Source organism: Glycomyces tarimensis (genome assembly GCF_054776215.1).
This window is the reverse complement of record NZ_BAAHCB010000029.1, coordinates 12,833-29,860: the sequence shown is the minus strand read 5'-3', so window position 1 is coordinate 29,860 and position 17,028 is coordinate 12,833. Positions and strand designations below refer to the sequence as shown.

Annotated in this window: 14 protein-coding genes; 10 read left to right on the top strand and 4 right to left on the bottom strand. The window is 69.7% G+C overall.

Annotation, left to right across the window (positions count from 1 at the left end; translation table 11 throughout):
* The first annotated feature begins 8 nt into the window (after nucleotides 1–8).
* Nucleotides 9–1,178, top strand: a complete 1,170-nt coding sequence (locus ACYVK3_RS20070) for an ROK family protein (protein ID WP_460499122.1) — start codon at nucleotides 9–11, stop codon at nucleotides 1,176–1,178.
* Between the two features lie 4 nt (nucleotides 1,179–1,182).
* On the opposite strand, the gene ACYVK3_RS20065 is transcribed toward ACYVK3_RS20070, so the two are convergent.
* Complete coding sequence (locus tag ACYVK3_RS20065; RefSeq protein WP_460499121.1) at nucleotides 1,183–2,175, bottom strand: ABC-2 transporter permease; 993 nt, start codon at nucleotides 2,173–2,175, stop codon at nucleotides 1,183–1,185.
* A complete protein-coding gene (locus ACYVK3_RS20060) occupies nucleotides 2,172–3,176 on the bottom strand; it encodes an ABC transporter ATP-binding protein (protein ID WP_460499120.1) in 1,005 nt (334 codons plus the stop codon). Before ACYVK3_RS20060 ends, ACYVK3_RS20065 begins: the two co-directional genes overlap by 4 nt.
* Nucleotides 3,177–3,304: 128 nt before the next feature.
* Between ACYVK3_RS20060 and ACYVK3_RS20055 the strand changes: the two genes are divergently transcribed.
* The 3 genes from ACYVK3_RS20055 (at nucleotide 3,305) to ACYVK3_RS20045 (ending at nucleotide 6,463) form a co-directional block, all read left to right on the top strand.
* Complete coding sequence (locus tag ACYVK3_RS20055; protein WP_460499119.1) at nucleotides 3,305–4,096, top strand: ABC transporter ATP-binding protein; 792 nt, start codon at nucleotides 3,305–3,307, stop codon at nucleotides 4,094–4,096.
* A 60-nt stretch (nucleotides 4,097–4,156) separates the two neighbouring features.
* The gene (locus tag ACYVK3_RS20050; RefSeq protein WP_460499118.1) at nucleotides 4,157–5,536 is read left to right on the top strand and encodes an alpha/beta hydrolase; all 1,380 of its coding nucleotides are present in this window, start codon (nucleotides 4,157–4,159) and stop codon (nucleotides 5,534–5,536) included.
* Nucleotides 5,537–5,722: 186 nt separating this feature from the next.
* The gene (locus ACYVK3_RS20045; RefSeq protein WP_460499117.1) at nucleotides 5,723–6,463 is read left to right on the top strand and encodes a hypothetical protein; all 741 of its coding nucleotides are present in this window, start codon (nucleotides 5,723–5,725) and stop codon (nucleotides 6,461–6,463) included.
* Between the two features lie 24 nt (nucleotides 6,464–6,487).
* Here ACYVK3_RS20045 and lipB read toward each other — a convergent pair whose 3' ends face one another.
* Nucleotides 6,488–7,138 carry a lipoyl(octanoyl) transferase LipB gene (gene lipB / locus ACYVK3_RS20040; RefSeq protein ID WP_460499134.1) on the bottom strand — a complete coding sequence of 217 codons (651 nt, stop codon included), beginning with the start codon at nucleotides 7,136–7,138 and terminating at the stop codon, nucleotides 6,488–6,490.
* A 349-nt stretch (nucleotides 7,139–7,487) separates the two neighbouring features.
* Between lipB and ACYVK3_RS20035 the strand changes: the two genes are divergently transcribed.
* The 4 genes from ACYVK3_RS20035 to ACYVK3_RS20020 all read left to right on the top strand — a co-directional run bounded on the left by ACYVK3_RS20035 (nucleotide 7,488) and on the right by ACYVK3_RS20020 (nucleotide 12,578).
* Complete coding sequence (locus tag ACYVK3_RS20035; protein WP_460499116.1) at nucleotides 7,488–8,477, top strand: TAXI family TRAP transporter solute-binding subunit; 990 nt, start codon at nucleotides 7,488–7,490, stop codon at nucleotides 8,475–8,477.
* Between the two features lie 141 nt (nucleotides 8,478–8,618).
* Entirely contained in the window at nucleotides 8,619–10,964 is a 2,346-nt protein-coding gene (locus ACYVK3_RS20030; RefSeq protein WP_460499115.1) for a TRAP transporter permease, read from the top strand.
* Nucleotides 10,965–11,100: 136 nt separating this feature from the next.
* Nucleotides 11,101–12,069 (top strand): ATP-binding protein, encoded by a 969-nt coding sequence (locus ACYVK3_RS20025; RefSeq protein WP_460499114.1) that lies wholly within the window; start codon nucleotides 11,101–11,103, stop codon nucleotides 12,067–12,069.
* Between the two features lie 98 nt (nucleotides 12,070–12,167).
* Complete coding sequence (locus ACYVK3_RS20020; protein WP_460499113.1) at nucleotides 12,168–12,578, top strand: SCO5389 family protein; 411 nt, start codon at nucleotides 12,168–12,170, stop codon at nucleotides 12,576–12,578.
* A gap of 100 nt (nucleotides 12,579–12,678) precedes the next feature.
* On the opposite strand, the gene ACYVK3_RS20015 is transcribed toward ACYVK3_RS20020, so the two are convergent.
* Complete coding sequence (locus tag ACYVK3_RS20015; protein WP_460499112.1) at nucleotides 12,679–13,386, bottom strand: TetR/AcrR family transcriptional regulator; 708 nt, start codon at nucleotides 13,384–13,386, stop codon at nucleotides 12,679–12,681.
* Nucleotides 13,387–13,510: 124 nt separating this feature from the next.
* On the opposite strand from ACYVK3_RS20015, the gene hisF reads away from it, so the two are divergent.
* Both hisF and lanKC read left to right on the top strand, forming a co-directional pair.
* A complete protein-coding gene (hisF, locus tag ACYVK3_RS20010; protein WP_460499111.1) occupies nucleotides 13,511–14,272 on the top strand; it encodes an imidazole glycerol phosphate synthase subunit HisF in 762 nt (253 codons plus the stop codon).
* Nucleotides 14,273–14,414: 142 nt separating this feature from the next.
* Entirely contained in the window at nucleotides 14,415–17,009 is a 2,595-nt protein-coding gene (gene lanKC, locus ACYVK3_RS20005; protein ID WP_460499110.1) for a class III lanthionine synthetase LanKC, read from the top strand.
* Nucleotides 17,010–17,028: the final 19 nt, after the last annotated feature.

The window sequence follows — 17,028 nt, the reverse complement described above, 5'->3', positions numbered from 1 at the left end:
CATATGTCATGCCGAAGAGCCACACCCCCGGGGTGCCCAAACTGCTGCGGGTCCTCAACGACCAGGCGGCGCTGAAACTGCTGCTCGACGACGGTCCCCAGACCCGCGCCCAGCTGGCCGAGCGGACGTCGATGTCGAAGGTGACCGCCTCGCAGATGATGGAGCGCCTCCAGGGCCGCGGTCTGGTGGAGGTCGTCGGTTCGAAGTCCGGCGGCAGGGGCCCGAACGCGTCGCTGTACGCGGCGGTGCCCTCGTTCGCCTACGTCGTGGGCGTCGAGGTCGGCCCCGTGACGACCACGGGCGCGTGCGCGGACTTCACCGGCACGATCGTCGGTCGCGCCGAGATCGACATCGAGGGCTCGACCGATCCGGTGTCGGTGGTGCGCCGTGTCGTCACCGACTCGGTGGCCGACGCGGGCGTCGAGATGTCCAAGGTCGACCGCGTCGTCCTCGGCACCCCGGGCGTCATCGACCCGGCAAGCGGCGAGATCGGCTTCTCCTGGAACCTGCCGGCCTGGCATCGCGGGCTGCGGACGGCCCTGAACGAGGAGCTGGCCCCCGAGGTCGTCATCGAGAACGATGTCAACCTCGCCACCATCGCCGAGCAGCGCTCCGGCGGGGCCGGCGGCGCCTCCGACTTCGTGTACGCCTGGTACGGCGGGGGGCTGGGTCTCGGCGTCATCCTCGGCGGCGAGCTGTACCGGGGCGCCAGCGGCGCGGCCGGCGAGATCGGCTTCCTGCCCGTGCCCGGCGGCGAGCTGCCCACCGGCGGCGTCGTGACGCGACTGTCGAAGGGCTCCTACCAGCGTGTCATCGGCGGCGACGCCGTCCTCGGGATCGGCGCGAAGCACGGCTTCGCCGACGGCGAGCCCGAGGACGTCGTCACCGCGGCCGTGCGGGCCGGTGAGGAGGGGGCGGCCTGCCTCGACGAGATCGCGCGCGGCATCGCCCTGGGCATCGTCGCGGTCTGCGTGCTGTTCGACCCGACCGTGGTGGTGCTCGGCGGGCCGGTCGGGTACGCGGGCGGGCTGGAACTGGCGGGCCGCGTCGCGGCCCACACCACCCAGCTCGCGCCCGTCAACCCGAGCGTCGTGTCCGGCGCGGTCCCCGACGAACCGGTGATGCGCGGCGCGATCCTGCACGCGCTCGACGCGGTCCGCGCCGGACTGTTCGACTGACCTGCTAGGTCACGTCGCGCTTGGCGAACGACAGCGTGGCCAGCACCGTGAACACCAGGACGATCCCGCCGAGCAGCAGCCCGGCGTCGGTCGCCGTGATCGTCATCTGCTCCTCGACCGCGCCCGACCAGTCGTAGAGCGTGATCCGCCCGTCGATCCACGCGGCGACCCAGGTGTACAGCGAGAATCGGTCGGGGAACTTGACGTCGAGCGCGAAGCCGGTCATCTGTACCAGCAGGTCGCCGATGATGAGGTATCCGGCGATGACGCCGCCCGCGATCGCGGTGTGCCGCCCGAGCATCGCCAGCGCCGAGCCGAGCAGGGTCATGCCGAGGGCGAGCACGCCGGTGCGGCCGAGCGTTTCGAACGTGTCGCCCCACCACGCGCCGTTCAGCGTTCCGACCTCGCCGCGGACGGACGCGGTCAGGTACAGCAGTCCGAATCCGAGCACCAGCACGGTGAGGAGGCCGGCGACGCAGACGGTGAGCGCGGCGGCGAGCTTGGCGGCCCACACTTTCATGCGGTTCGGGTGCCACACCAGCAGGTTCGCCATGCCGCCGCTGGACCATTCGGCGCCGACCGCGGAGGCCGCCAGGAGCATCGTCAGCAGGCCGGTGACGATGCCGACGCCGACGAGCAGCAGGACGCCCTCGTCGTGGAACTTGAAGGTGTAGAAGTAGAGGTACTCCTCGGGCTCGGCGTCGGCCACGAAGAACTCCGCGCACAGCTGTTCGTGCGACAGATCCTGGTAGTACGGGTCCTCGGCCACCCAGGGGAACTCGGGGTGGTTCTCGAAGTAGTCCTCGTCGGCGATGCACTCGTCATACCGGCCGGCCTCCTTCTGCGCTTGGGCGAGCTCGGCGTCGCTCGGCCCGGTGCTGGAGTTGAACCACATGACGCCGGTCAACAGCAGTAGTCCGGCGAACGTGCAGATCCCGAAGATGAGCGTCATGCGGCGGCGGGCGATGCGGTGAAGTTCGGCTTGGAACAGGTTCATGACTGCTCGACTCCTGCGACGGTCTCGACGGCGGGGGCCGGCTGTCCGACCTGGACGGCCTGACCGGCTTGGGGGGCGGTTCCGGTGAGCTCGAGGAACACCGACTCCAGGTTCTTGGTCTCGCTCGTGAGCTCGGAGAGGTAGAGCCCGGCGTCGGCGAGCGTCTTGGTGACCCACGCGGCCTCGGGCGCGCCGGTCACCAGGAGCCGGTCGGTCTCGGCCTCGACCGTGACGCCGCCTCCGGCGGTCGCGAGCGCCTCGACGGCCTCGCGCAACTGCCCGGTGTCGGCGAAGCGGACGCTCAGCTGCGATCCCGAGTGCCCGGCGATGATGTCGGCGACCTTGCCGTCGACGATGCGCCGTCCCCTGGAGACGATCGTCATCGAGTCGCACAGCAGCTGCACTTCGGACAGCAGGTGGGAGGAGACGACGACGGTGACGCCCTGGTCGTGGGCCAGCCACTGGAGCAGGGACCGCATGTGGTGGATGCCGGCCGGGTCGAGTCCGTTGGCCGGCTCGTCGAGGACGAGCAGTTCGGGCTGCTTGAGCAGCGCCTGACCGACCGCCAGACGCTGGCGCATGCCCAGCGAGTATCCCTTGACCGACTGCTTTGCCTGGTCGCGCAGGCCGACCTGCTCGAGGACCTCGTCGACGCGGGTGGAGGGGATGCCGGCGCTCTCGGCGAGCACTTGCAGCGTGAGGCGGCCCGAGAAGTGCTTGAAGAACTGGGGGGACTCCACGACCGCGCCGATGCGGGAGACGACGTGGGGCAGGTGGGCGGGCACCGGCTCCCCGAAGATCCGCATGGTGCCGCCGTCGGTGCCGATGAGCCCGAGGAGCGCGCGGAGCGTGGTGGTCTTGCCCGAGCCGTTGGGCCCCAGGAAACCGTGGACCTGTCCGGCGGCGACCTCCATGTCGAGGCCGTCCAATGCGTTGTGGGGCTGGCGCAAGAGCTTGCGATAGGTCTTGCGCAGCCCCGAGATTTCGATGACTGGCGGCATGGGCTCACTTTCCTTGGCGGCTTTGGCCTGATCGGAGGAACATGGGAACTATACCGGGTATAGTGTCGCGTCACCGGCCGGCCCGGCCGCACCGAGCCGTACCGGCGCGCCCGTGGTTTCATTGACCCGTGGCTCAGTCTGAACGCGTCCTCGACCTGTCCGGCGTCACCGTCCGTCGCGGCGACAACCAGCTCCTCGACGGCATCGACTGGCAAGTCGACGCCGACCAGCGCTGGGTCGTCCTCGGCCCCAACGGCGCGGGAAAGACGACGCTGCTCAACCTAGCGGCCGCCCGCAACCACCCGACCTCCGGCACCATCGACATCCTCGGGCAGCGCCTCGGCCGCGTCGACGTGTTCGAGCTGCGGCCTCTCATCGGCCTGACGACCACCCAGATCGCCGAGTCGATCCCCGGCGACGAGACCGCCCTCGACGTCGTCCGCACCGCCGCGTGGGGCCGCGTCGGCCGCTGGCGCGAGGACTACGACGAGCTCGACGACGACCGCGCCATGTCGCTGCTGCGCTGGCTCGGCATCGCGCCGCTCGCCGGGCGACGGTTCGGCACCCTCTCCGAAGGCGAGCGCAAGCGCGTCCAGATCGCCCGCGCCCTCATGACCGATCCGGAGCTGCTGCTCTTGGACGAGCCCGCCGCCGGACTCGACCTCGGCGCCCGCGAGGCCCTGGTCGCGACCCTCTCCGGGCTCGCCGAGGACGCGGACGCGCCCGCCATGGTCCTCGTGACCCACCACGTCGAAGAGATCCCGCCCGGCTTCACGCACGCGCTCATCCTCTCGGCCGGCGGCGTCGTCGCCGCCGGACCCCTCGGCGAAGCGCTCACTTCCGCATCGCTCTCCAAGGCCTTCGGTCTGCCGCTGACGTTGACCGCCAACGGCAGCCGATACACCGCTATCGCCGCTTAGCCGCCTGTGCGGACCGCGAGCGACTCGCACGAGGCGCGGACCTCGGATACGCTGTTGCCCGTGAGATTTCGGTGGTGGCGCGCATCAGGCCTGCTCGTGGCCGCGTCGGTCGCAATCGTCTATGTGGCCGGCATCACTCGACTCGGCGAGGCCGAGGCGGAACCCGTCCAAGCGGTGCCGGTGCTCGCCGGCGACGTCGACGAACAGCTCCTCGCCCTCCAGGCGGACACCCCCGTCGAAGGCGAGGACCCCGACACGGCACTCGCCGCGGCCCTGGACGACTCGGAGCTGGCGGCCGAACTCATCGCCGCCGAGCCCGAGGCGGCCGACGGCGAACTGGCCGGGGCGCTGGCGACCCTCCAGGACGCCTCCGGCGACCTCGACCCGGTCGACGTAGGGGCGTTCTTCGACGACCTCGGCGAGGAGAACACCGCCTGGCTGTCGGTCATGTACCCCTCCGTCATCGCCTACCTGCCGGGGGCGCCGTTCGACGCGCGCATCGCCGCGAACAGGATCGTCGTCGAGGCCTCCACTGAGGCCTCCACCGAGTTCCACTCCCCGGAGCGGCCGTGGACCGAGGCCTCCGAGCGCCCGCCCCGCGACGAGCTCGCCGAGCTCGTCGACTCCGACCGCGAGTTCATCTCGCTCGACCCGTACAACAACGCCGGCGGCGGCTCGTGGATCGAAGTCCTCGGCGACTTGGAGACGGCCTCCCAGGTCACGGTGCTCGTCCCCGGCGGCTCGGCCGAGCTGTCCAGCGCGAACTTCAACCTCTACTACAACCGTGCCAAGACCTTCGTCGACGCCGCCGAGGGCGAACTCGCGGTCGTGGTGTGGGCCGGCGCGTCGTGGCCGTCGGGCTGGATCGAGGAGTCGTGGGCGTCCTGGTCGCAGGTCGCCGCCGAGAACCTCGCCTCGTTCACCTTCGACCTGCGCGCCCAGATCGACGCGGGCACGCCGATCACGCTCGCCGGTCATTCCTACGGCGGCGCCGTCATCGGCCTGGCCGAGACCTACGACATCGACGCCGACCGCGTCCTGCACATCGCCTCGGCAGGCATGGGCTACGACGTCTACAGCCCGGAAGACCTGAGCGAGCCGTGCCGGACGCGCTACTCGATCACCGCGCCGGGCGACCCGATCTCCTACGTCCAGGGGATGCCGTACGTGCCGCTGCTCGGGCACGGCGCCGATCCCGACGACTTCCCCGGCACGCTCAACCTCGCCGCCGGGAGCCTGCCCGACGGCCCCGCCGCGGTCGACGACTACGGGGTCAGCCTGGAGGAGCGTGGCATCGCGGGCAAGGCCGTCGAAGGCGTCCACTCGCATTCGGAGATCTTCTACCCCGGGTCGGACGCGTGGGACAACATCCTCGCGGTGCTGCTCGGGCAGGAGCCGGAACTGGCCGAAGAACAGCCCAGCGCCGTCGCCGACTGCTGAGGAGGCACCGGGCGATGAACCCCGCGGGCAGTGGGGCCGCGGCCCGGATCGCAGTACCGGCGAACGCGCCGCTCGGCACCCCCGAGCGCTCCCTTTCACGATTTCCGTTGAGCCCCATATGAGCAGGACCCTATAGAATGGACCGGCCCATCTGCGCCTCGGTGAAGCGACCTGGAAGGAAGCCCATTGCCACTCCCGATCCGCTGGACCGCCGCCCTCGCGCCACTGCTCCTGCTGACCGCATGCGCCTACGACGCGCCCGAGCGCGTGCCCGTCCCCTCGGAGACCGAGACCGCCGCGCCGACACCGCAGGAGAGCACACCGCCGGACATCGACTTCTCCGCGTTCAACCAGGGCGAGATCCCCGCCGAGCGACCCGAAGGCGACCTCAGCGCCCTGCCGGCCGCGCCCGATGAGTCGGCATCGCTGAGCGACCGGCTCGCCTGGGAGGCGCTCCGGGAGGTCACCGAGTTCGCCGACCGCGTCGACCCGGACGCGAGCGCCTCCTGTCCCGAGATCAGCGGCGAGGCCGGCGAGTCGGTCACCTGCACGGTTGAGTTCTACGGCAAGCAGTACGGCTATGACGTCTTCGTCTACGACAGCGTCGGAACCGGCATCACCGACGGGCAGAACGAGTCCGGATACGTCACGTACAAGGCCGAACTGACCAGCGCGCCGGTCTTCAGGGACCGCATCGAGTCGCTCTTTCGCTTCCAGTACGAGACCGACTACGCGATCTGCGACATGGACGATCACGTCCGGGTGCCGTTCACCGAACTGAACACTGAACCCTCGCCGATCAGGGGCGTTCACCTGCTCACCGGCTTCGAGTGCCGCGTGCTCGACGCCGAGACCGGCGAAGTCACGGCGATCGAGCTCGTCCTGCGCGACACGGGCTCGCCGGACTTCCCGCAAGACTCCTACTGAGCGCGGGTCGGTCGAAGCGGTCCGCTAGTCGCGCTCGAGCAGCATCGGCAGGTGCCGCTCGACCACCGGCGTCACTTCTTCGACGGTGACCTCGCGGCCGAGCTCGGCCGACAGGCTCGTGACGTCCGCGTCCGTGATCGCGCACGGCGCGATCCGGTCCCATGCGGTCATGTCCGGGTTGCAGTTCAGGGCGAAGCCGTGCATGGTCGTCGCCCACCGCACGCGCACGCCGATCGCGCAGATCTTGCGCTCGGGGCCCTTGTCGTCGGCCGGCAGCCACACGCCGGTGCGGTCGCGCAGCCGTCCCCTCGCGGAGGCCACGCCGAACTCGTGGCAGACCGCCGAGATCATGTCCTCGACCCGCCGCACGTAGGCGACGACGTCGACCTTCTTGCGCAGTTTCATGATCGGGTAGCCGACGAGCTGCCCGGGTCCGTGCCAGGTGATCTGACCGCCACGGTCGACGGTGACGACGGGGGTGCCGTCCTGCGGCAGCGTCCACGGCTCGGTGCGCTTCCCGGCGGTGTACACGCTCGGGTGCTGGAGCAGCAGCACGGTGTCGCCGATCGCATCGTCGATGCGGCGCTGCTGGAGCGTCTTCTGGTAGTCCCAGGCCTGCTGGTACTCGACCACTCCCGGCTTCTCGACGGCGATCGATCCGGTCTCCACTGGCACCCGCGGGCTGTCCATCGGCACGGTCATGGATGCAAACCTAATCCGCTCGGCGACGGTGGACAACGTCTGCCGCGCCACTCACCCGCGCCGCCGTACAAGCCGCCCGTGTCCGGCGAAAGTCGGCGCGATTGCGAACATAACGGTTCGGATACTATGTGGCGTCATGACGGCGCGTAGGGGTGTCTGTGTGGTTGGGGCACCGTAGAGTGCTTTCATCCCCCTAGGTTTGCACACGGTGGAGCCGGCCAGCCGTACATCTGAACAGCGGTGGCGCCTGCGAGCCGTGACCTTTGCACCCGCCCGTGCCCGCTGTGCTGCGGCGCATACATTTCTATGAACGGAGAACGAGATGCTGAGGAAAGCTTCGCGCTTGATCGCACCGATCGCGGTTGGCGCATTGCTGGCCACAGCCGGCTGCAACGTCGGCTCCGAGGACACTTCAGGCGACAATGGTGACATCGGCGCCCTGGAGACCATGACCATGGGCACCGGCTCGGTGGGCGGCACCTACTACCCGCTCGGCGGCGCCATCGCCCAGATGTGGAACAACAGCATCGACGACCTCACCGTCTCCACGATCGCCACCGGTGCCTCCGTCGAGAACCTGACGCTGATGGACTCGGGGGACATCCAGCTCGCGATGGCCGTCAACGGCACCGCCACCCAGGCCGCCAACGGCACGGGTCCGTTCGAGGACACCGGCGCGCTCGAGGACGTCACGTTCCTCGGCAATATCTACCCCGAGGTCATGCAGATCGTCGCGACCGCCGACTCCGGCATCGAGACCGTCGCCGACCTGGACGGCAAGCGGGTCGCGATCGGCCCCGACGGCTCGGGCACCCAGATCCTCACGCAGACGATCCTCGACGCCGCCGGCGTCACCCCGTCCGAGACCTTCGCCGACGGCTTCGGCGACGCTGCCGCCAAGCTGCGCGACGGCCAGGTCGACGCGGCGTTCGGCATCCTCGCGGTGCCCGACTCCTCGCTGTCCGAGGTCGCGCAGAACGCCGACGTCACCATGGTGTCGATCCCCGACGACATCCGCGAGACGCTCAAGTCGGACGACCCGACCCTGAGCGACAAGGAGATCCCCGGCGGCACCTACGAGGGCATCGACAACGACGCCGTCACCGTGACCGCCTGGGCGAGCCTGTACGGCCCGGCCGGCCTCGACGAGGACCAGGTCTACGAGCTCGTCAAGGCGATGTACGAGAACACCGGCGACATCGACAACGCGGTCGCCGACCAGATCGCGATCGAGACCGCCCTCGACGGCCTGGTCGACATCGACGTCCACCCGGGCGCCCAGCGCTACTACGACGAAGTGGGTGCCGAGTAACAGCGAATCCCGTCATGGGATTCTGAGACCGTTCAGCGGCGAGTCGGCCACACGCCGGCTCGCCGCTCCTGCCGTACCGCCCACCCCTGTCGTCACCCGAGAACCCCGAAGGTCGACTTCCCGAAAGGCACGAGAACAAGCATGAGCGACGAATCCCGCGGCAAGGCGACGACCGTCGCCTACGACGCCGACGAGGCGGCCGCTGACATCAGGGGGATGCTCGAGGCGGAGCCCGTCACGGTCGTCGGTCCGCTCCGAACCGAGCTCCACCCGTTCTGGAAGTGGCTGGTCTGGGCCCTCGGCGTGGGCATGAGCTGCTTCCACCTCTACACCGCCTGGCGGGGCACCCTTCCCACCATCGAGCAGGGCGCGGTGCACCTCGGCTTCGGGCTGGCGCTCATCTTCCTGGTCTACAAGTCCAACCGCAACGCCGAGAAGGAACGGCGGCGCGGCCTGTACTGGACCATCGGCGGCCTCGCGGCCATCGCGTTCCTCTACGCCGCGGCGGGCACCGGTCTCATGATCCTGCTGCCGAGCGCCGCGGTCCTGGTCCTCGTCCAGATCACCCGGTACGTCCGGATGAACATCGGCGGCATGCCGATCGCGGACGCGCTCCTGGCCGGCCTCGGCGTCTGGGCCTCCCTGTGGGTCTACTCCAACTCCTCGGAGTTCTCCGGATTCATCATCGCGGGCTTCTCGGCGACGGCGTACGTCGCCGCGACCGTCGGGACGCTCCTGGTCCTGGTCGCCGCCGCCCGCGCGGTCGGCGTGGCGCTGACCATCGTGTGCACCGCGATGATCGCCTACGCCCTGTTCGGCCGCAACATGCCCGACTTCCTCTTCCACAGCGGCAAGGACCCCGACCAGATCCTCGACTACAGCTTCCTGGGCTCGGAGGGCATCTTCGGCATCCCGCTCCAGGTCTCGTCGACGTTCGTGTTCCTGTACATGGTGTTCGCCGCGCTCCTCCAGCGCACCGGCATGGAGCGGTTCTTCACGAACCTCGCGCTCGGCATCGCCGGCGGCCGGGTCGGCGGCACCGCCAAGGTCGCCGTCATCACCTCGGTCTTCTCGGGCACGATCACCGGCTCCTCGGTGGCCAACACGGTCTCCAACGGCGCCTTCACGATCCCGATGATGAAGAAGGCCGGCTACAACAGGGAGTTCTCCGGGGCGGTCGAGTCCGCCTCGTCCACCGGCGGCCAGATCATGCCCCCGGTCATGGGCTCGGCGGCGTTCATCATGCTGGCGATGGTCGGCAACGGCATCAGGTACTCCGACATCATCCTGGCCGCGCTCATCCCGGCGCTGCTGTTCTTCGTCGCCCAGTACATCGTCGTCCACTTCGTCTCCAGGCGCGCCGGGATTCTCGGCCTTCCCAAGGGCCAGCTGCCCCGGCTCGTCCCGCTGCTGATCTCCAAGGGCTACCTGCTGATCCCGCTGGTCTTCATCTTCGTGATCCTGTCGATCGGGTACACCCCGATGCGCGCGGCGTTCATCGCGATCCTGGCCACCGTGGGCCTCAACATCGTCGTGCAGCTCGTCTGGATCGCCTTCAAGGGCATCGCGGGCTGGAAGGCGATGCCCGACAAGCTCACCCCGATGGCGCTGCTCGACGGGCTCTCGGACGCCGCGAGGATGTCCCTGCCGATCGTCGCGGCCACCGCTGCCGCCGGCCTGATCTCGGGCACCATCAACACCACGGCGCTCGGCCTGAAGATCGGCGACGGCCTGATCGACCTGGGCAACACGCTCTCGCGGTTCCTGCCGTTCGACAACTCGCAGCTCTACCTGGTCATGTTCTTCACCATGATCGCCTGCCTCATCCTGGGCATGGGTCTGCCGACCACCGCGAACTACGTGGTCATGGCCGTCGTCGCGGTCCCGGCGCTGCTGCCGCTCATCGAGGTGCGCTACGCCGACATGGGCCTGGAGGCGTTCCAGCTGGCACTGATCGTCCACCTGTTCGTGTTCTACTTCGGCGTGATGGCCGACATCACCCCACCGGTGTGCCTGGCGGCGTTCGCCGCCGCGGGCATCTCCGGCGGCAGCCCGGTCAAGACCGGCGTCCAGTCCATGCGCATCGCGATCTCGGGGTTCATCGTCCCGTTCGCCTTCGTGCTGTCGCCGGGGCTGCTGCTGTTCGGCGAGTCGTGGTACTCGGTGGTGCTGAGCGTGGCCACCGCGCTCCTCGGCGTCGCGATGCTCGGCGTCGCCATGGCCGGGTACATGAGCACCGTCCTCAACTGGATCGAGCGCACCGGGCTGTTCGTGGCCGCGGTGCTGCTGCTCAACGGCACCTACACGACCGACGTCATCGGCCTGGCCCTCATCGCGGTCATCGCCGTCCTCCAGTACCGGCGCAGCAGGCGCGACGACGGCTCGGTCCCTCTGGGGAGCGTGCCGGGCCCCGATCCCGCCCCCGCGCAGCAGCAGTCGGACGCCAAGAAGCCCGACGGTGAGAAGGCGATGCCCTCGGCCGAGTAGCCGAGCACGCCAACGATCGAGCCCGCCGAGAGACGCTCTCGGCGGGCTCTTCTGTATGAGACCCAGTCGCATTGCGCGTCTGTTAGCCTCTTCTTGATATCAACAATCGTTTTCAACAAGTGGGGGACCTTCCGCAATGAAACTCGCCTTCGTCGGTAAGGGCGGTTCGGGCAAGACCACCATGGCGTCGCTGTTCGCGCGGCGCGCCGCCTCGCTCGGCCACGCCGTGATGGCCGTCGACGCCGACATCAACCAGCACCTCGCCGCCGCGCTCGGCCTCGATCCCGAGGCCGCCGCGATGGGGCCGGTGCTGGGAGAGCGCCTCGGCGACATCAAGGAGTACCTGCGCGGGAGCAACCCGCTCATCCCGTCGGCGGACCTGATGCTCAAGACCACACCGCCCGGTCCGGGCTCGCGGCTGCTCACCGTGGCCGAGTCCGGCCCGCTCTTCGACGAGCTCTTCACCGAGGCCGACGGCATCCGCTTCGCCGCGACCGGCGGTTTCGCAGGCGACGACCTCGGCGTCGCCTGCTACCACTCGAAGGTCGGCGCGGTCGAGCTCATGCTCAACCACATGATCGACGGGACGGACGAGTTCGTCATCGTCGACATGGTCGCGGGCGCGGAGGCCTTCGCCTCGGGCATGTTCACCCGCTTCGACCACACCTTCCTGGTGTGCGAGCCGACCCTGCGCAGCGTCGGCGTCTACAAGCAGTACGTCGGCTACGCCGAGGACTACGACGTGGACATCGCCGTCATCGGCAACAAGATCGACGACGAGGAGGACGTGGACTTCCTGCGCGAGCACGTCGGCGAGGCGCTCATCGGCTGGTGTTCGCGTTCGCGCTACGTCAAGGCCGCCGAGCGCGGCTCGGTCGGCCCCATCGAGGAGCTCGAGGATGCCAACCTGGCCGTCCTCGACGCCGCCCGGGAGCGGGCCGTCGCCGCCGGCAAGGACTGGCCGAAGTTCACCCGCCAGGCCCACGAGTTCCACCGCAAGGCCGCCGCGGCCTGGGGCAACGAGCGCGCCGGGGTGGACCTCGCCGAGCAGATCGTCCCGGACTTCGTGCTGGGGGAGCACCTCCTGAACGCCCAGCCTGTCTAGACGGGCTGCATCTGAAACCTGAATACGTCGATTACCCGACAGCGGAGCGTGACGATTCCGCGCACAATGAACCGGATTCGAATCGAGAGGAGAACTGCATGTCCCTTGATGTCTCAGAGGACCTGCTCAACAAAGCCGAGGCCGGTGAGGTCAGCGACGCGGAATTCATCGACTGCGTGAAGCACTCGCTGCCCTTCGCCTGGGAGCTCGTCAGCAACGTGGTGGCGGATCTGAAGAACGGCGTGGCGGCGTCGACCGGCTCCACCCGGTTCGCCGACAACACCACGCCGCCGCCGGACGAGCGGGCGAGAGGCCAGCTGCTGCGCGCGCTGGCCTCGGACTCGATGCGCGGCGCGCTGGAGCGCCACTTCGGGGTGAAGCTGGCCTTCCAGAACTGCCACCGCGTGGCCGCGTTCCCGCCTTCGGAGGTCGACTCCGACACGTACCGCAAGTTCATCTCCCCACGTGGACAGCTGCTCAACCAGTCGCCCGAGCTGCGCGACTGCTAGCGGCGTCAGACGCCGGTGGGGCCGGGGTGGGCAATGACCTCGGCTCCATCGGCCCCCGCCACCCGCCTCATTCCGGGCGCCATGCTCACCGTCGGCCGCACTATTCGGGCTTGCGGGTGATGAGGAAGTCCCGCACCAGCTCCTCGCCCTGCTTCACCAAGGGGCGCAACATCTTCAAGCGCGAGAGGGCCACCACCCTCGCCACCAGCGGCGCGGTCCGGCGCGCCAGCTCGCGCGACTTCTCCTGGCCTTCGGAGCCGTCGTAGACCCAGTACAGGACCACCACCATCTGGTGCAGCCACAGCATCTCCGGGAGGATGTCGGCCATGTCCTTCGGCACCCGGGTCTTCGACCCCTCCAGCACCTCTCGGTAGAGCGCGATGTCCCGGTCCCGGCTCTCCGAGGACTCCTCGGAGAACGGGCTCAGCGGGCTGTTGGGGTCGGCGGCGTTGCGGAAGAACTGCCCGGCGAAGTCGTGGTACGGCCCGGCGATATCCAGCCAGGCCAGCAGGGCCGCCTCGATGCGTTCGGCGAGCGTCTCCTTGCCCTCCAGCGCCTGCGGCGCCAGCTCGGCGTGGCGCATGGTGGCCTGCTCGTAGAAGCCCTGGATCAGGTGCTCCTTGGACTTGAAGTAGTAGTAGGCGTTGCCCACCGACACCCCCGCCTCGGCGGCGATCGCCCGCATCGTGGTGCCGTCGTAGCCGCGTTCGGCGAACATGTCGAGCGCGACGTCGATGATGCGTTGACGCGTCCGCTCGCCCTTCGTCGTCGCGCGAGCGGAGCCGTCGCTGGAAGCCTCTTTGCTCACGCAAGCGATCCTACTTCGGGCCTAGCGTGTCATCGCCCCAGTGATGAGCGGCCCGGCCGACCGTCCTCCGGGACACCGGCGGAGCGACACCTGGAATCGGCGGCCCGGTCGTTAGGGTTGTGGCATGACTGTTGCCGTGCGTGTGATCCCCTGCCTGGACGTCGACGCCGGACGCGTCGTCAAGGGCGTCAACTTCGAGAACCTGCGTGACGCGGGCGACCCCGTCGAGCTCGCCGCCGCCTACGACGCGGCCGGCGCCGACGAGCTCACCTTCCTCGACGTCACCGCCTCCTCCGACGGGCGCGCCACCATGTACGAGGTGGTCGCCCGCACCGCCGAGCAGGTCTTCATCCCCCTCACCGTCGGCGGCGGCGTCCGCACCGCCGACGATGTCGACCGACTGCTGCGAGCCGGGGCCGACAAGGTCGGCGTCAACACCGCGGCCATCGCTCGCCCGGAGGTCATCTCCGAGATCGCCGACCGCTTCGGCAATCAGGTCCTCGTGCTGTCCGCCGACGTCGCCTCCGGTGCCGGAACCGACTCCGGCTGGGAGGTCACCACCCACGGCGGGCGCAAGCGCACCGGCATCGACGCCGTCGAGTGGTGCCACCGCGCCGCCGAACTCGGCGCCGGCGAGATCCTGCTCAACTCCATCGACGCCGACGGCACCAAGGCCGGCTTCGACCTGCCGCTCATCGCCGCCGTCCGCGCGGTCGTCGGCATCCCCGTCATCGCCTCCGGCGGCGCCGGTAAGGCCGCCGACTTCCCGCCCGCCGTCGAAGCCGGCGCCGACGCCGTGCTCGCCGCCTCGATCTTCCACTTCGGTGACGTGTCGATCGGCGAGGTCAAAGGCGAACTCGCCGAGGCCGGCCACCCCGTGCGGTAGCGTCGTGCGTTAGCGCTCCCATGTGGCGTTCACCGCATCGGTGTGGGTTTTTCACACCGGAATGGTGACGAACCGGTCTATCTCGGCTCTTCGAATCCGGCCAGGATGAGTACCAGCAATCCTGGACCGAGAGGGAGCCGAAATGGGCGATCGCTACGAGACCTACAGCATGGCCGACCCGACCTTCTACGACGCCATGCACTCCGAGCGATCCGCGGGCGCGCCCTTCGACGTCGCCTCCCGGCCGCTTCCGGCCGGCTGGGAGCGCTCCGAACAGGACGACTGGCTGACCATCCGCTCCGGGGCGCCGCTCCCCGAGCAGGGCTGGAAGATCCACGCCTCCGCCGCGCCCGAGAGCGCCGACAAGGTCCTCGAGACCACGTGGGATTACTGCCTCGCCGCGGGCGTCCAGTTCAAGTTCCTCCGCTCGCCCGCCGCCCTGACCGCCCGGCTCTCCAAGTACGCCCCGCGCAGCTCGGCCGGCAAACTCATCACGATCTACCCCGCCGACGACGCCGAGTGCGAACGCATCCTGAACGAGCTCGGCGCGCTCCTCGAAGGCGTGAGCGGTCCCTACATCCTCTCCGACCTGCGCTGGGGGAGCGGACCGCTCCACGTCCGCTACGGCGCCTTCGCCAACCGCTACACCGTCGACGGCAACGGCCAGGTCGTTCCCGCCTTCACCGGGCCCGACGGCGAGCTCATCCCCGACCGCCGGGACCCCGTCTTCCGGGTGCCCGAATGGGTCGACCTCCCCGAGTTCCTCACACCGCACCTCAAGGCCCGCAACGCCGTCACGGTCACCGATCTGCCCTACGAGATCGACCGCGTCCTGCACTTCTCCAACGGCGGCGGCATCTACCTCGCCCGGGACACGCGCACCGGCGACCGCGTCGTCCTCAAGGAGGGCCGCCCCCACGCCGGCCTGGACGCCTGGGGCCACGACGCCGTCCGCAGAGTCGAGCACGAGCACGACATCCTCACCCGGCTCGACGGCATCGACGGCGTCCCCCGCGCCCGCGACCTGTTCTGGCTCGGCGAACACCGCTTCCTCGCCATGGAGCACATCGAAGGCGAGGTCCTCAGCAAGGCCGTCGTCAGCCGCTACCCCCTCGTCGACCCCACCGCCGGCGAGGTCGACTACGCCGCCTTCACCGACTGGGCCACCGACGCGCACGCACAGATCGCGCGCACCCTCGAAGCGATCCACGACCGCGGCATCGCCTACGGCGACCTCCACCTGTTCAACGTCATCGAACGGCCCGACGGGCGCATGTGCCTGCTCGACTTCGAAGTCGCCGGCGACGCCGACACCACCCGCCGCGCCGGCCTGGGCAACCAGGGCTTCGCCGCCCCGCGCTCGATGACCGGCGCCGCCGCCGACCGCTACTCCCTCGCCTGCCTCAAGCTGGCCCTGTTCCTGCCGATGACCAACCTCCTCGGCCTGCACCGCGTCAAGGCCCGCCACTTCGCCGAGATCATCGCCGAGCACTTCCCCGTCCCCGACGGCTACCTCGACGACGCCGTCGACCTCATCGCACCGCCCGAGACCATCGCCGAGCCGTCCCCGGTCATCGAGCCCGACCCCACCGTCTGGCCCGAACTTCGGGACGACTTGGCCCGCGCCATCGTCGCCAGCGCCACCCCCGAGCGCGACGACCGGCTCTTCCCCGGCGACGTCCAGCAGTTCGCCGCGGGAGGACTCGGCCTCGCCTGGGGCGCTGCGGGCGTCCTCTACGCGCTGGCCGCCACCGGCGCCGGACGCTGGGAGTCCTTCGAACGCTGGCTGATCGACCGCGCCACCAATCCCGCGCCCGGCACCCGCATGGGCCTGTACGACGGCCTGCACGGCGCGGCCTTCGCACTCGACTTCCTCGACCACCGCCAGGCGGCGATGGACGTCATGGACGTGTTCCTCGCCGAGGACTGGCACTCGCTCGGCTCCGACCTGGCCGGCGGGCTCTCCGGAGCCGGACTCAACCTGCTGGGCCTGGCCCGCTCGACCGACGAGGTCGAGCTGTACGCCGCCGGTCTGCGATGCGCCGAACTCGTCGCCGAACGCCTCCCGACCGAACCGGTCGGCGACGTCAGCGGCGGCGAGCGACCCTTCGCGGGGCTGATGCGCGGCGGCGCCGGCCGGGCGCTGCTGCTCATGCGCGCCTACGACGAGACCGCCGACGACTCGTTCCTCGACGCGGCCGAGCTCGCGCTCGGGCAGGACCTGCGCCGCTGCGTCGTGCGCGACAACGGCTCCATGGAGGTCAACGAGGGCTGGCGCACCATGCCCTACCTCGAGACCGGCAGCGTCGGCATCGGCATCGCGCTCGAGGCCTACCTGCGGCGGCGCCCGAGCGAGCCGTTCACGAAGGCCGCCGAGCAGATCGAGCGGGCCGCCCACTCGCCGATGTACATCCTGCCGGGCCTGTTCACCGGGCGCGCCGGCATCCTGCTCTACCTCGCGGGCCGCACGCCCGAGCCGCTGTCGAACCCGCTCGTGCGCCACCAGCTCCGGGCGCTGTCGTGGCACACGCTGCCCTACGGGGGCGGCATGGCCTTCCCCGGGACGGGTCTGCTGCGCCTCTCGATGGACCTGGCCACCGGCGGTGCGGGCGTCCTGCTCGCGCTCGGATCGGTGCTGCACCCCGAACCGATCGGACTGCCGCTGATGCCGCAGTCCTGGTCCCTTGCCCCGCAATCTCCGGCGCCGACGGCGCCGGTGGACGAAACAACCCGTTGATCGAACAAAGAAAGGAAGG

What these genes read in the sequence shown, in the direction of transcription:
- lanKC (WP_460499110.1), top strand. Translation starts at nt 14,415, where the DNA reads ATGGGCGATCGCTACGAGACCTACAGCATGGCCGACCCGACCTTCTAC.
- ACYVK3_RS20070 (WP_460499122.1), top strand. Translation starts at nt 9, where the DNA reads ATGCCGAAGAGCCACACCCCCGGGGTGCCCAAACTGCTGCGGGTCCTC.
- hisF (WP_460499111.1), top strand. Translation starts at nt 13,511, where the DNA reads ATGACTGTTGCCGTGCGTGTGATCCCCTGCCTGGACGTCGACGCCGGA.
- ACYVK3_RS20025 (WP_460499114.1), top strand. Translation starts at nt 11,101, where the DNA reads ATGAAACTCGCCTTCGTCGGTAAGGGCGGTTCGGGCAAGACCACCATG.
- ACYVK3_RS20030 (WP_460499115.1), top strand. Translation starts at nt 8,619, where the DNA reads ATGAGCGACGAATCCCGCGGCAAGGCGACGACCGTCGCCTACGACGCC.
- ACYVK3_RS20060 (WP_460499120.1), bottom strand. Translation starts at nt 3,176, where the DNA reads ATGCCGCCAGTCATCGAAATCTCGGGGCTGCGCAAGACCTATCGCAAG.
- ACYVK3_RS20065 (WP_460499121.1), bottom strand. Translation starts at nt 2,175, where the DNA reads ATGAACCTGTTCCAAGCCGAACTTCACCGCATCGCCCGCCGCCGCATG.
- ACYVK3_RS20020 (WP_460499113.1), top strand. Translation starts at nt 12,168, where the DNA reads ATGTCCCTTGATGTCTCAGAGGACCTGCTCAACAAAGCCGAGGCCGGT.
- ACYVK3_RS20035 (WP_460499116.1), top strand. Translation starts at nt 7,488, where the DNA reads ATGCTGAGGAAAGCTTCGCGCTTGATCGCACCGATCGCGGTTGGCGCA.